Origin of the sequence: Phytohabitans aurantiacus, assembly GCF_027923225.1 — a bacterium.
Classification (GTDB): domain Bacteria; phylum Actinomycetota; class Actinomycetes; order Mycobacteriales; family Micromonosporaceae; genus Phytohabitans; species Phytohabitans aurantiacus.
In genome coordinates this window covers 109,318-123,941 of the sequence record NZ_BSDI01000002.1, presented here as the reverse complement: position 1 = coordinate 123,941, position 14,624 = coordinate 109,318, and the positions used below count along the sequence as shown (strand labels likewise).

General features: G+C 69.8%; 9 protein-coding genes. 1 reads left to right on the top strand and 8 read right to left on the bottom strand.

Annotated elements, in window-relative coordinates:
• The first annotated feature begins 78 nt into the window (after positions 1-78).
• Complete coding sequence (locus QMG73_RS03385; protein ID WP_407676739.1) at positions 79-2,085, top strand: APC family permease; 2,007 nt, start codon at positions 79-81, stop codon at positions 2,083-2,085.
• Between the two features lie 33 nt (positions 2,086-2,118).
• Here the strand turns inward: QMG73_RS03385 and nhaA are convergent, their stop codons facing one another.
• From nhaA to QMG73_RS03345, 8 genes are all read right to left on the bottom strand, one after another.
• Positions 2,119-3,429 carry a Na+/H+ antiporter NhaA gene (nhaA, locus tag QMG73_RS03380; RefSeq protein ID WP_281892366.1) on the bottom strand — a complete coding sequence of 437 codons (1,311 nt, stop codon included), beginning with the start codon at positions 3,427-3,429 and terminating at the stop codon, positions 2,119-2,121.
• A gap of 100 nt (positions 3,430-3,529) precedes the next feature.
• Complete coding sequence (locus QMG73_RS03375; RefSeq protein WP_281892365.1) at positions 3,530-4,222, bottom strand: response regulator; 693 nt, start codon at positions 4,220-4,222, stop codon at positions 3,530-3,532.
• On the bottom strand, positions 4,219-6,849 hold the full coding sequence (locus tag QMG73_RS03370; RefSeq protein ID WP_281892364.1) for a sensor histidine kinase: 2,631 nt from the start codon (positions 6,847-6,849) through the stop codon (positions 4,219-4,221). The genes QMG73_RS03375 and QMG73_RS03370 overlap by 4 nt, the downstream gene beginning before the upstream one ends.
• Positions 6,850-6,872: 23 nt before the next feature.
• The gene (locus tag QMG73_RS03365; RefSeq protein WP_281892363.1) at positions 6,873-7,730 is read right to left on the bottom strand and encodes a potassium-transporting ATPase subunit C; all 858 of its coding nucleotides are present in this window, start codon (positions 7,728-7,730) and stop codon (positions 6,873-6,875) included.
• Between the two features lies 1 nt (position 7,731).
• Complete coding sequence (kdpB, locus tag QMG73_RS03360; RefSeq protein WP_281892361.1) at positions 7,732-9,873, bottom strand: potassium-transporting ATPase subunit KdpB; 2,142 nt, start codon at positions 9,871-9,873, stop codon at positions 7,732-7,734.
• A gap of 27 nt (positions 9,874-9,900) precedes the next feature.
• Positions 9,901-11,556 carry a potassium-transporting ATPase subunit KdpA gene (kdpA, locus tag QMG73_RS03355; RefSeq protein WP_281892359.1) on the bottom strand — a complete coding sequence of 552 codons (1,656 nt, stop codon included), beginning with the start codon at positions 11,554-11,556 and terminating at the stop codon, positions 9,901-9,903.
• Entirely contained in the window at positions 11,556-11,645 is a 90-nt protein-coding gene (gene kdpF / locus QMG73_RS03350) for a K(+)-transporting ATPase subunit F (RefSeq protein WP_281892357.1), read from the bottom strand. Before kdpF ends, kdpA begins: the two co-directional genes overlap by 1 nt.
• Positions 11,646-12,053: 408 nt before the next feature.
• Positions 12,054-14,492, bottom strand: a complete 2,439-nt coding sequence (locus QMG73_RS03345; protein WP_281892356.1) for a glycoside hydrolase family 2 protein — start codon at positions 14,490-14,492, stop codon at positions 12,054-12,056.
• Positions 14,493-14,624: the final 132 nt, after the last annotated feature.

Sequence of the window (14,624 nt, the reverse complement as noted above, 5' to 3'; positions counted from 1 at the left end):
GTCGACGGTGGCGGCGTCAGGGCTGGCCCGGGGCGGGCATGATGTGAGGTCGTGGTGCCGACCTTCGATGGGGAGAACGTGAGCGCAGAGCCTGCGGCCGAGTCCGCTGTGGAGCCGGATCCACTGCTCCCCGCATCCGTCGACAGCCCGGTGGCTCCCCCGCCGCCGGGCGGCCCGCTGTCTCGATGGCTGCTGGCCCACCGGGTACAGCCGGTTGGCCCGGAAGCCGAGGAGAGCCACGCCAAGCCACACTCGTGGTGGAAGGTCATGTGCCTGACCGGCGTGGACTACTTCTCCACCCTGTCGTATCTGCCGAGTATCGCGATCCTGGCCGCCGGGGCGCTGTCGCCGCTGGCGACGCTGCTGATCGTGGCCCTGACCCTGTTGGGGATGCTGCCGATGTACCGGCGGGTGGCGAAAGAGAGCCCGCACGGCCAGGGGTCGGTGGCGATGCTGGAGCACCTGCTGCCCTTCTGGCGCGGCAAGCTCTTCGTGCTGGTACTGCTCGGTTTCGTCGCCACCTCGTGGATCATCACGATCACCCTGTCCGCCGCGGACGCCAGCGTGCACCTGATCGAGAACCCCCTCACCCCGGGCGCCTTTCATGGCCAGGCCGTGGTCATCACCGTCGTGCTGCTGCTGATCCTCGGTGCGGTGTTCCTGATGGGATTCAGCGAGGCCGTCGGCGTGGCGATCCCACTGGTCGTGGCGTTCCTCGGGCTCAACCTGGTCATCGTCGTGGTCGGGCTGGTCGAGGTGTTCGGCACCGCTGGTGCGGTGTCGACCTGGTGGGACGCGGTGACCACCGGACGGGAGGGCTTCGGCGGCGTGATCGGCCCGGCGTTCACCGCGTTCCCGCTCCTGGTGCTGGGACTGTCCGGGTTCGAGACCGGGGTGAGCATGATGCCGCTGGTCGCCGCGCAGGGAGAGGACGCCCAGCAGCGGATGCGTTCGCGGATCCGCAACACCCGCAAGCTGCTCACCACCGCCGCGTTGATCATGAGCGGGTACCTCATCACCACCAGCTTCGTCACCACGGTGCTGATCCCGGAAGAGGCGATCCGCGACGGCGGCGAGGCCAACGGCCGGGCCCTGGCCTACCTGGCCCACGAGTACCTGGGCGAGGCGTTCGGCACCGCCTACGACCTCAGCAGCGTCCTGATCCTGTGGTTCGCCGGCGCGTCCGCGATGGCCGGCCTGATCAACATCGTGCCCCGGTACCTGCCGAGCTACGGCATGGCGCCCGAGTGGGGACGCGCGGTGCGGCCCGTCGTGCTGGTGTACACAGCGATCAGCATCGCCATCACGATCGCGTTCGGCGCGGACGTCAACGCACAGGCCGGCGCCTACGCGACCGGGATCCTGGCCATGATGGTCTCGGCCGCCGTCGCGGTCACCATCTCCGTCGCCCGCCGCCGGCAACACCGCGCCACCGTCGGGTTCACGGTGGTCACGCTCGTCATGGCATACGCGCTGGTGGAGAACATCATCGAAAAGCCGGACGGTATCGCGATCTCCGCGATGTTCATCGCCGGCATCATCACGGTCTCGCTGATCTCCCGGGTCTCCCGCACCACCGAACTGCGCGCGGACCGGATCGAGTTCGACCAGGCGGCCCGGCAGTTCGTCACCGACTCGATCGCCCACGACGGCGCCCTGAACATCATCGCCAACCGGCGGCAGGACGGCGACGCCGCCGAATACACGGCCAAGGAGATCGAGCAGCGCGGCACCAACCCGGTGCCGGGCCGCGCCGACGTGCTCTTTCTGGAGGTCGAGGTGGTCGACCCCTCGGCGTTCAGCGACGTGCTGCGGGTCCAGGGCGTGGAGGTGGCCGGCCACCGGGTGCTGCGGGTGGGCAGCCCTGCCGCGCCGAACGCGATCGCGGCGATCCTGCTCGCCCTGCGGGACGCCACCGGGGTCCGGCCGCGCTGCTACTTCGCGTGGGCCGAAGGCTCTCCCCTGCTGCACCTGCTGCGCTACCTGCTGTTGGGACGCGGGGACACCGCACCGGTGGTACGAGAGATCATCCGCCGGCACGAACCGGACCCCGCGCGGCGGCCCGCGATCCACGTCGGCGGCTAGGGCCATGTGGCAGGCAGCCCCGTCGCCGGCGCCCTACCCGCCGTCGGCCCGGCTGCCCTGGTACACGTCGGGGACGCCGTCGTCATCCAGGTCCGTCGACTGCGCGGCCTGTAGCCGGCGGTGTGCCCGGTTTCGCAGCCGCAGCAAGACGGTGGCCAGCAACGCCGCACCAAGAGAGCCGGTCAGGACCGCGACCGTGACGTGCTCGGCGCTGGCTGAGCCGGGTCCGAAGGCCAGTTCGCCGATCAGCAGCGAGACGGTGAACCCGATACCGCCGAGCATCCCCAGCGCCACCACGTCCGCCCAGCTGATCCCCTCGTCCAGGCGTGCCCGGGTGAACCGGGCCACCAGCCAGGTCGCCCCCGTGATGCCGACCGCCTTGCCGACGATCAACCCGGCCACCACCCCCACCGCGACCGGCTCCGACAGCGCGTGGGTCAGGCCACTCCAGCCACCGACCGTCACTCCGGCCGTCAGGAACGCGAAGACGGGCACCGCCACACCCGCCGAGAGCGGCCGGAACCGGTGCTCGAAATGCTCGGCGAGCCCCGGACCGGCGTCCGGGCCGCCCGCCTTCTCGCTGCGCACGACCGGCACCGTGAACGCCAGCAGCACGCCTGCCACGGTCGCGTGCACTCCGGACTCGTGTACCAGCACCCAGGTGGCGGCCGCGAGTGGTAGCAGCAGCCACCACGACCGCACCCGCCGCTGGACCAGCAGCCCGAAGACCGCCAGCGGCACCAGCGCGCCGAGCAGCGGCGTCACCGCGAGGTCCCGGGTGTAGAACACGGCGATGATCACGATGGCGATCAGGTCGTCGACCACCGCCAGCGTCAGCATGAACGTCCGCAGCGCGCCCGGCAGGTGCCGGCCCACCACCGCCAGTACGGCCAGGGCGAACGCGATGTCCGTCGCGGTGGGCACCGCCCAGCCGCTAGCGGCATCACGACCAGCGAAGACCAGATACAGGACAGCCGGTACCGTCACACCGCCGACCGCCGCCGCGACCGGCACCACGGCCCGGCGCGGGTCGCGCAGGTCGCCGGCGACGAACTCGCGCTTGAGCTCCAGGCCGGCCACGAAGAAGAAGATCGCCAGGAGGCCGTCGGCCGCCCAGGTGGCCAGGCTCAGGTCCAGATGCAGGGCGGCGGAGCCCAGCCGCAGGTCGCGTAGTGCCTCGTACCGCGCCGACCACGGCGTGTTGGCCCAGACCATGCCCAGCAGCGCGGCGGCCAGCAGCAGCACGCCACCGATCGTCTCCTGCCGCAGGATCGCCGCGATCCGGCGCGCCTCGATCCACGAGCCCAACCGGAACAGGGTGGTTGCGGAACGCGCACGAACCATGGGTGGTCGCCTTTCGAAGTCACGCCAGCGGCATTGCCGACCAGACTTCCCGGCGCACCACCTCGACCCTACGTGATGGAGCGGGCGCCCCGGACGCTTCTCATGCCGGCCGGTCGAGGTGCAGCCGGTAGCCCATGCCCGGCTCGGTGAGAAGGTGTTGCGGCCGGACAGGGTCGTCTTCGAGCTTGCGCCGCAGCTGAGCCATGTACTGGCGCAGGTAGTTGGTCTCGGTGGTGTAGGTGGGGCCCCAGACCTCGGTCAGGAGCTGGCGCTGGCTGACCAGCCGTCCCGGGTTACGGGCCAGGACATCCAACAGGTGCCACTCCGTGGGGGTGAGCCGCACATGCTGGCCGTCGGCGGCGCGCACGATGCGGTCGGTGAGGTCGATCGCGTGCTTGCCGATACGCAGGGTCAGCGGGGTGGCCGGTGTGGTGGACTTCCGTCGGGTGGCGGCGCGGATGCGGGCGAGCAGTTCGTCGACGCCGAACGGCTTGGTGACGTAGTCGTCGGCACCGGCGTCCAGGGCCTCGACCTTGTCGGCGCTGCCGCTGCGACCGGACAGCACGATGATCGGTGTGGTCGTCCAGCCGCGCAGGCCGCGGATGACCTCGACGCCGTCCATGTCCGGCAGTCCCAGGTCGAGCACGATGAGGTCGGGCTTCCGGGTCCCCGCGGTCCGTAGGGCCGCGGCGCCGTCCGGTGCGACGTCGACCTCGTAGCCGCGGGCACGCAGGTTGATCTGCAGCGTGCGCAGCAGGCGCGGGTCGTCGTCGACGACGAGGATGCTGGTCATTCGCTCCCCTCGGTGGGACGGTTACGGCGGTTGATCCGTTCGACGATCGCACGTTCGGCCAGGACGGTGGCTCGCGCCTCGGTGGCGGTAACCCCGGCCTCCGCCGCAGGCATGGTCAGGGCCATGGTGAGGCCGCCGCCGGGGGTGGTCTCCGGCAGCAGGGTGCCGCCCATGGCTTCGGCCAGTCCTCGGGAAAGGGCCAGGCCGAGGCCGACGCCGGTGCCGTTGTCTCGGTCGCCGAGGCGCTGGAACGGTTGGAACACCCGGTCGCGCAGGTCGTCGGGGATGCCCGGGCCGTGATCGATGATCCGTAGTTCCACCTGGTCGTCGTGCTCGCTGGCGGTGATGATCGGCGGTTTGTCCGGTGGGCTGAACCGAAGCGCGTTGCGGATGACGTTGACCAGGATCCGCTGCAGCAGGCCCGGGTCGGCGGTGACGGTGGGCAGGTCGTCCGGGATGGTGACGGTGACCTGCCGGCCAGCGTCGCCGATCTCGTCCAGGGCGGTGGGTACGGCCTCTTCGAGGCCGACCGCGGTGGCGGTCACGCCCAGCGCGCCGGCTTGCAAGCGGCTCATGTCGAGCAGGTTCTCGATGAGCCGGTAGAGCCGCTCGTGAGACTCGGCAGCGGTGGCCAGCAGCTCGTCCTGGTCTTCGTGGGAGAAGGCGACGTCGTGGCTGCGCAGGCTGGCCACCGCGGCCATCGCCGAGGCGAGCGGGGTACGCAGATCGTGGCTGACCGCGGCGAGCAGCGCGGTGCGCATCTTGTCGGCCTCCTCCAGCGGCCGGGCCTTGGCGGCTTCCTGGGCGAGGCGTTCCTGGCGCAGCGCGAGCGCGGCCTGGGCGGCGAACGCCTCCACGATGCGCCGGTCGGCGGCCGGCAGCGCGCGGCCGCACAGCACGAGGGCGAGGTCGTCGTCCACGGGCACGGTGGTGTCGCCCTGGCCCGGTGCCCGGCAGGGCGGATCGCCGACCGTGGCCGCGATCCGCCACGCGGTCGGGTCCTCCTGCCGGGCTGGACCGTCGGCGGCGCCGGGAGCGCGTTCGAGCAGCGTCACCGATGCCAGGCCGAAGGTCTCGCGGAGCCGTTCGAGCAGCGCGGCGAGGGGGCGCGCGCCGCGCAGGACGCTGCCGGCGACGGTGGCGAGCGTGGAGGCGTCGGCCGAGGCGATGGCGGCTTCGCGGGTGCGGCGGGCGGCCAGGTCGACCACGGCGGCGACGGCGACGGCCAGCACGAGAAAGACCAGCAGAGCCAGGACGTTCTCCCGGTCGGCGATGTTGAGCGAGTGGGAGGGCTCGGTGAAGAAGTAGTTCAGCAGCAGGAACCCCACCACGGCCGCGGCGACAGCCGGCAACATGCCGCCCACCAGCGCGACGGCGACGACGCCGGCCAGTACGAGCAGGACGTCGCTGGCCAGCGACAGCTCGTCTTTCAACGCGACCAGGGCGAGGGTCAGCAGCGGCAGCCCGAGCAGCGCGAGGGCGAATCCGGCGATCTGGCGGCGCCGGGACAGCGGGCTGGCGCCGGCGGACGGGCGCAGCCGGCCCTGGCCGACGTGTTCGTGGGTGACAAGGTGGACGTCGATCGGCCCGGACAGGTTGGTGGTGGTCACCCCGACGCCGGCGGACAGGATCTGGGCCAGCCGGCTGCGGCGTGAGACGCCGAGCACGAGCTGGGTGGCGTTGACACCGCGCGCGAAGTCGATCAGCGCGGTGGGGATGTCGTCGCCGGTCACCTGGTGGTAGGTGCCGCCGAGGCTCTCTATCAACACGCGCTGCTTGGCCAGCAGCGTGGGATCACCCCCGGCGAGGCCGTCGGCGCGGGCGACGTGTACCACCATGAGGTCGGCGCCCTTGGTGCGGGCGGCGATCCGGGCGGCGCGGCGGATAAGGGTCTCCCCCTCTGGGCCGCCGGTGAGCGCGACGACGACGCGTTCGCGGGCCTCCCAGGTGGTGCCGATCTGGTGATCGGCCCGGTACCGGTCGAGTTGCTCGTCGACCTTGTCGGCCAGCCACAGCAGGGCGAGTTCGCGCAGGGCGGTGAGGTTGCCGACCCGGAAGTAGTTGCCGAGAGCGGCGTCGATCTTCTCCGGCTTGTAGACGTTGCCGTGCGCCATCCGCCGCCGCAGCGCCTCCGGCGTCATGTCGACCAGCTCGACCTGATCGGCCTGGCGGGCGAATTCGTCGGGCACGGTCTCGCGCTGGGTGATGCCGGTGATCTGCTCGACGACGTCGTTCAAGGATTCCAGGTGCTGAATGTTCACTGTGGACAGTACGGTGATGCCGGCGTCGAGCAGCTGCTGGATGTCCTGCCAGCGCTTGGCGTTGCGGGAGCCGGGCACGTTGGTGTGTGCCAGCTCGTCCACCAGCGCCACCTGGGGCCGGCGGGCCAGGATGGCGTCGACGTCCATTTCCTCGAAGGTGCTGCCCCGGTATGTCATCGTCTTGCGGGGCACCACCTCCAGGTCGCCGATCATCTGGGCCGTGGACTTGCGGCCGTGCGTCTCCACGAACCCGACCACCACGTCGGTGCCCCGCCCCTGGCGGCGGTGGGCCTCTTCGAGCATGGTGAAGGTCTTCCCGACTCCGGGGGCGGCGCCGAGGTAGACGCGCAGTTGGCCGCGTGCCATGAATCGATCGTGCTCCTTTCGCCCTATCGTGGCAGTTCGCGGTCGAGGGCGAGGTTGAGTTCGAGCACGTTGACGCCGGGCTCGCCCATGAAGCCCAGCGCTCGGCCGTCGGTGTGCTCGTCGATCAGTCGCTGGATGGTGGCGTTGTCGGTGCCGCGTTCCCGGGCGATCCTGGGCGCCTGGAGTTCGGCGTACTCGATGCTGATGTGCGGGTCGAGGCCGCTGCCGCTGGCGGTGACCGCGTCGGACGGCACGGCGGGCTTGTCCGGTGCGTCGCCCCGGATGGCGACCAGGACACCGCCGTCGGCGACGTAGTCCTCGCCGGCCTTCGCGCTGTCGACGGGTACGCCCTGGTAGCTGGGGATGAACGGGGTGCCGGTCTGGTTGACGCTGACCACGCGGGTGACCGGGCCGGTGAAGCCGTCCCGGTGGAACACGGCCAGGATCGCGCCGACGCCGTCGCTGGTGCAGTACGGGCGGCTGCCGTCGACGCCTTCGAGCTCGCCGATGGCCCTGCTGCGCTCGCACACCTGGGTAAGGAGGCTGGCCCGGTCGGCCGTGTCCACGACGTCTTCGGGACCCAGGTTGCTGGCCGCCGTGGCGGTCGGGTCGTACCCGTCACCGGCCGCCGACGGGCGGGACTGGAAGTACGTCGGGATGGGGTTGCCGTCGGCGTCGGTGTACGCCTGACCGATGAGCCTGCTGCCCACGGTCTTGCCGGCGGTGTTCTCGACGAGTGAGCCGTTCGCGCGGTCCCGCAGGCCCGGCAGCTGTGCCACCGCGACCATCAACAGCGGATAGGCGAGGCCAAGCAGGACGGTGAAGACCAGCAGGGCGCGCAGCGCCGCGACGTGTTGGGCGAGCCAGGTAGGAAGTCGCATCTCAGATTCCCGGGATGAGCTGGACGAGCAGGTCGATGAGCTTGATGCCGATGAACGGCACGACGATGCCGCCGAGGCCGTAGATCAACAGGTTGCGGCTCAGCAGCTTCGAGGCGCTGGAAGGTCGGTACGTCACGCCGCGCAACGCCAGCGGGATCAGCGCGATGATGATCAGCGCGTTGAAGATGATCGCGGACAGGATCGCGGACGTGGGCGAGTGCAGCCGCATGATGTTCATCGCGTCGAGGCTCGGGTACACGGCCGTGAACATCGCCGGGATGATGGCGAAGTACTTGGCGATGTCGTTGGCGATGGAGAACGTGGTCAGCGCCCCGCGGGTGATGAGCAGTTGCTTGCCGATCTCGACGATCTCGATGAGCTTGGTCGGGTCGGAGTCGAGGTCGACCATGTTGCCGGCCTCTTTCGCCGCCGACGTGCCGGTGTTCATCGCGACGCCCACGTCGGCCTGGGCCAGAGCCGGCGCGTCGTTGGTACCGTCGCCGGTCATCGCGACCAGGCGGCCGCCCTGCTGCTCCTTCTTGATCAGGGCCATCTTGTCTTCCGGCTTGGCCTCGGCGAGGAAGTCGTCGACACCGGCCTCGTCGGCGATGGCCTTCGCGGTCAACGGGTTGTCACCGGTGATCATGACGGTGCGGATGCCCATCCGGCGCATCTCGTCGAACCGCTCCCGCATGCCGGCCTTCACCACGTCCTTGAGGTGGATGACGCCGAGGGCACGAGCCGGCTGGCCGTCGAGGTGCTCGGCCACCACCAGTGGGGTGCCGCCGCTGGCGGAGATGCCGTCCACCACCGGACCGACGTCGCCGCTCGGGTGGCCGCCGTTGTCGCGTACCCATTTCATGACGGCGGCCGCGGCGCCCTTGCGGATCCTGCGCCCGTCGACGTCCACTCCGGACATTCGCGTCTCGGCCGTGAACGGAACCCAGTGGGCGTGCGGCATGAGCCCCTCGTCGCGGGCCCGCAGCTTGTACTCGTTCTTGGCCAGTACGACCACCGACCGGCCCTCCGGTGTCTCGTCGGCCAGACTGGACAGTTGGGCGGCGTCGGCGACCTCGGCGGCGGTGACCCCCTCGACCGGCAGGAACTCGGCGGCCTGCCGGTTGCCCAGCGTGATCGTGCCGGTCTTGTCCAGCAGCAGCGTGTTCACGTCGCCGGCCGCCTCGACCGCGCGCCCCGACATCGCCAGCACGTTGCGCTGTACGAGGCGGTCCATGCCGGCGATACCGATCGCCGACAGCAGCGCCCCGATCGTGGTCGGGATCAGGCACACCAGCAGCGACACGAGCACGATGCCGGTGACGCCGTCGGCGTTGATCGCCTCGGTGTCCGGAGCCGCGCCCTGGTACCCCTTGGCGAAGATCGCCATCGGCTGCAACGTGACCACCGACAGCAGGAAGATGATCGTCAGGGCGGCCAGCAGGATGTTCAGCGCGATCTCGTTCGGGGTCTTCTGCCGGGACGCGCCCTCCACCAGCGCGATCATCCGGTCGATGAAGGACTCCCCCGGCTTCTGGGTGATCCGCACGACGATCCGGTCCGACAGCACCTTGGTGCCGCCGGTGACCGCGCTGCGGTCGCCGCCCGACTCGCGGATCACCGGGGCGGACTCGCCGGTGATCGCCGACTCGTCGACCGACGCGATGCCCTCGATCACGTCGCCGTCGCCCGGGATCACGTCGCCCGCCTCGCATACGACGATGTCGCCCTGCTTGAGCGCGACGGCGTCGACGCTCTCCTCGCGGACCGTCTCGGAACCCCATCCCACCAGCCGGCGGGCGACCGCGTCCTGCTTGGCTCTGCGCAGGCTGGCGGCCTGCGCCTTGCCCCGGCCTTCGGCGACGGCCTCGGCCAGGTTGGCGAACACCACGGTCAGCCACAGCCAGATGGTGATCAGCCAGGCGAAGACGGTCGGGTCGGTGATCGCCAGGACGGTGGTGAAGACGGCGCCGACCTCGACGATGAGCATGACCGGGTTGCGCCACAGGGAACGCGGGTCGAGCTTGCGCAGCGCGCCCGGTGTGGAGCGCCACAGCTGTTTGGGATCCAGCAGGCCGCCGCCCACCGGTTTGGCGCGCGGGGCTGTTCCCGGTGTCGCCTCGGGTGCCACTGACGTGACAGTCATGTCTGTTGCTTCCTTTGCGGTGGCGGCTTACAGGCCCTCGGCCAGGGGGCCGAGCGCGAGGGCTGGCAGGAACGTGAGCGCGACCAGCACGACCGTCACTCCGACGACCATGCCGACGAACAACGGCTTGTGGGTCGGCAGCGTGCCCGCCGACTCCGGCACCGGCTGCTGGCGGGCCAGGGAGCCGGCCAGGCCGAGCACGAGGACGATCGGCAGGAACCGGCCCAGCAGCATCGCCAAGCCCAGTGCCGTGTTCCACCAAGCGGTGTTGACGGTGATACCGGCGAACGCGGAGCCGTTGTTGTTGCTGGCGGACGTGAACGCGTAGAGCACCTCGGAGAAGCCGTGCGGGCCGGCGTTGAGAGCCGTCTCGTGGTTCTTGGTCGCCATCGCCGCGGCGGTGCCGATCAGCGCCAGGGCGGGGGTCACCAGGAAGTACAGCGACGCGAACTTGATCTCGCGGGCGCCGATCTTCTTGCCCACGTACTCCGGCGTCCGGCCGACCATCAGCCCGGCCACGAAAACGGTGATCACCGCCAGGATCAGCATGCCGTACAGGCCGGCACCGACCCCGCCGGGCGCCACCTCGCCGAGCATCATGTTGATCATCGGCATCATGCCGCCCAGCGACGTGTACGAGTCGTGGAACGAGTTCACCGAACCGGTCGAGGTCAGCGTGGTGGCGGCGGCGAAGGTGGCCGAGTTCGGGACGCCGAACCGGACGTCCTTGCCCTCCATCGCGGCGCCGACGGCCTGCGGCACCGTGCCGCCGTGCGCGGATTCGAAGCCGATGGTGAGAGCGATGCTCGCGACGGCGAGGATGCCCATGACGGCGACGATCGCGTACCCCTGCCGGTTCTGGCCGACCATCCGGCCGAACACCCGGGGCAGGCTGAACGGGATCACCAGCAGCAGGAAGATCTCCAGCCAGTTCGTCCAGCTCGTCGGGTTCTCGAACGGGTGTGCGGAGTTGGCGTTGTAGAAGCCGCCGCCGTTCGTACCGAGGTCCTTGATCGCCTCCTGGGAGGCGACCGGCCCGCCGGTGATGTGCTGGGTGGCGCCGGCGAGGGTGGTCACGTCGGTGCCGCCGGACAGGTTCTGCACCGCCCCACCGATGATCAGCACGATCGTGGCCAGGATGGAGATCGGCAGCAGCACCCGCAGGGTGATCCGGGTCAGGTCGACCCAGAAGTTGCCGAGCTGATCGGTCTTGCGGCGGGCGAAGCCGCGCACCAGGACGACCGCGACCGCGATACCCACCGAGGCGGAGACGAAGTTCTGCACCGCCAAGCCGGCCATCTGCACCAGGTGGCCCATCGTGGACTCGCCCGAGTACCACTGCCAGTTGGTGTTGGTCACGAACGACACGGCGGTGTTCCAGGCGCCGTGCGTCATCACGTTGTCGAAACCCAGCGACAGCGGCAGGAGGCTCTGCATCCGCAGGAACGCGTACAGGAACAGGATCGACACAGCCGAGAACGCGAGGACGCTGCGGGCGTACACGCCCCAGGACTGCTCACCGTCGGCGTTGACCCCGACCAGGCGGTAGACGCCCCGTTCGATCCGCCAGTGCTTGGCGTCCGAGACCACCCGGTACATGTAGTCGCCCAGGAACCGGTAGCTCACCGCCAGGGCCAGCAGCAACGTGAGCAGGAAGATCATGCCCGCGCCGGTCGAGCTCATCAGAAACGCTCCGGGAACAGCAGGGCCGCGACCAAGAACACGGCCAGGCCCGCGGCGACGATCAGGCCGATGACGTTGACCGCGCTCACAGGCGCTCCACCGCCCGGACCACCAGGGCGAGGACCGCGAACAGCCCCACCGTCAACAGCACCAGGGCTATGTCAGCCACCGTGCGACTCCTTCGTCCCAAAACGGTCAAATGCCATGGACTGGTTGTACCTTCCCAGGCGAGGTCCCCGTAGCGATTCACCACAAACCAGTCAAACCAGCGATCACCGCTGTGCTCCTGTCTGGCATCGCGGCCGCGAATCGACCGCGCGGAGCCATACAAACGCACGCCACGACGAGCGGACAGGGTTCTTGACGGAATCCATACGCCGCCGCCGCGAATATTTACGCCGTCTTGACGGCGGCGCGCTCAGCCACCTCTGCGAGCTACCGCGACGTGCGTCGTGCGCGAGACCGTTGCTCCCGCGGCCTCACCCGCCGCCGTCCCACTACCTCGGGGCCGCTGCCATGTTGGCGCAGCGCAGCACGTCTAGGCGCACCAAAGTGGACGGTGAGTGGAGGCTCGCGGTGGTGCGTACGAAGAAGCAGTGGCTCTGCCCGGCTGCGAGTGAGACGAGCATGTCGTCGACGACCGCGTCGGGTGCGATCTTGTCGGCGAGCAGGGCGAGGTCGCGGACGTACGAGGTCGCCTGGACGTCGATCCGGTAGCCACCGGCCGCGGGTGTGACGGTGGCGACGAACGGCGCTGGGTCGTAGCCGAGGTCGCGGTCTTCGGCGAACAGGTGGTGGACGTCCGCGCCGCTGGCGGTCGCGATCAGCACTTCGGACTTCGGGTCGGCGGGTTTGAGCAGGTCGTCGGCCAAGTCCAGGAGCGCGGTGGATCGGGGCGGCACGCTGAGCGGTAGTTCGGCGGTGGCGAGCGGGTCGCCGTCGAAGGTCTGCCTGGTTGCGCGGACCGTCCCGGTCCAGGGCTGGTCGTGGTCGTTGATCGCGACGAGCGTGGGCCTTCCCTGGCGGGGCTGTACGGTCAGCAGCCGTGGCGCGAACGCGTGTTTGATGGCGTAGTAGAGGGGTTTGGGTCGTTCATCGCTGTCCACAGCGGACCATGAGGTGACCGGCCAGCAGTCGTTGAGCTGCCAGACGAGGGCTCCCGCGGTGCGTGGCGACCAGGAGCGAAAGTGCTCGATGCCGAACGCCACCGCGCGTGCCTGGTTGAGCTGGGTCGCCCAATGCCACTGCTCGAAGTCGTCCGGTACGGGCAGGTGTGGTTGCAGCCCCCGGTGCAGCTTGCCGTTGCCGTCGTCGGCTTTCTGGTGGAGCAGGAAGGCCGGTGAGGTGGGCGTCAACGGCTGGTCGTGGATCGAGCGGGTGAGGGTGGCCCAGGTGGGTGGGCCCTGGAAGCCGAACTCGGCGCAGAACCGCGGGATGTGGTCGCGGTAGTGGCTGTAGTCGAGGGCGTTCCAGACGTCCCATTCGTGGCGGGTGCCGTAGTGGGCGTCGTTGGGTGGCAGGTCACCGGGGCTGTACGGACTGCCTGGCGCGTACGGGCGGGTGGGGTCCAGCTCGTCGACGAGCTTGGGCAGCAGCTCGGTGTAGTAGCCAAGCCCCCAACTGCGTCCCTGCAGGCTTTCCTGCCAGCCCCAGTCGGTGTACGCGGGGAGGTTCTCGTTGTTGCCGTTCCACAGCACGAGGGACGGGCGGGCGACCAGCCGCGTGATGTTCTCCCGGGCCTCGGCCTCGACCTCGCCGCGCAGCGGCTCTTCCTCGGCGTAGAAGGCGCACGCGAAGGGGAAGTCCTGCCAGACCATGACCCCGCGTTCGTCGCAGGCGTCGTAGAAGTCGTCGGTTTCGTAGATGCCGCCGCCCCAGACTCGCAGCATGTTCATGTTGGCGTCGACGGCCTGGTCGATTCGGCGCTGCAGCCGCTCGGGGGTTATCCGGGTGAGGAAGTGGTCGTCCGGGATCCAGTTGGCGCCCTTGGCGAAGACGCGTTTGCCGTTGACGACGAAGGTGAACGGCGCGCCGGTCTCGTCCGGCTCGGTGTCCACGGTGACGGTGCGAAACCCGACCCGGCGCCGGGCTACGTCTACGGGCTCGCCGTCGGCCAGGAGCGTGATGGTCAGCTCGTAGAGCGGCTGTTCGCCATAGCCGACCGGCCACCACAGCCGCGCGTCCGGCACGAGGACGGTCACGTGCGCGATGTCGCCGGTGACCGCGACCCGTTCCTCGCGGTCGCCCACGGCCACGACCGCGGTGTAGTCGCGGTCGGTGGCGCGGTCCAGTTCCAGGTGTACGTCGACGCGGCCCGTGCCGCCGGCGTCGACGGTGACGAGCGGGCGAACCTGGGCCAGGCGGGCGGTGTCCCAGCGTTCGAGCCGTACGGGTTTCCAGATGCCGGCGGTTTGCAGGTCGGGTCCCCAGTCCCAGCCGAAGGAGCAGGCCATCTTGCGGATGGCGTTGTACGGGTGCGGGTAGGCCCGCTGGCGCCAGCCAAGCTGAGCCTCCATCTGCTCGGCGTGGGCGAGCGCGGAGCTCAACGTCACGGTCAGGTCGTTGGCGCCGTCGCGCAGCGACTCGGAGACGTCGAACCGGTAGCCGCGGTGCATGTTGGCGGTGTGGCCGAGCACGTCGCCGTTCAGCTCGACCGTGGCGATCGTGTCGATGCCGTCGAAGACCAACTCCACCCGCTCGTCGAGACGCGGCGCCTGTGCCTGGAACACGGTCGCGTATTGCCAGTCGACGCGGTGCATCCAGGTCAGTGCCGCCTCGTTGCGGTCCAGGTACGGGTCCGGGATGAGGTCCGCGGCCATCAGGTCGAGGTGGGTGCTGCCGGGCACCACAGCGGGCACTTGCCGTCCCACGAGGAAGGCCGGCACCGGCCCTCCCACGGCACGCAGGCGCCAGCCGCCGTGCAAAGTCTCGCGCATCGTCCGCCCTCTCTTGGTCGGTCGGCGATCGCATCGTTACGTAGGCAGCCTAAGTAAGTCAACCCTCAGCTCAAGGGCCGAAATCCATCAAGGTTGCCTCTGCCGCGAGAACCTATTGACGACTTTCTTAGG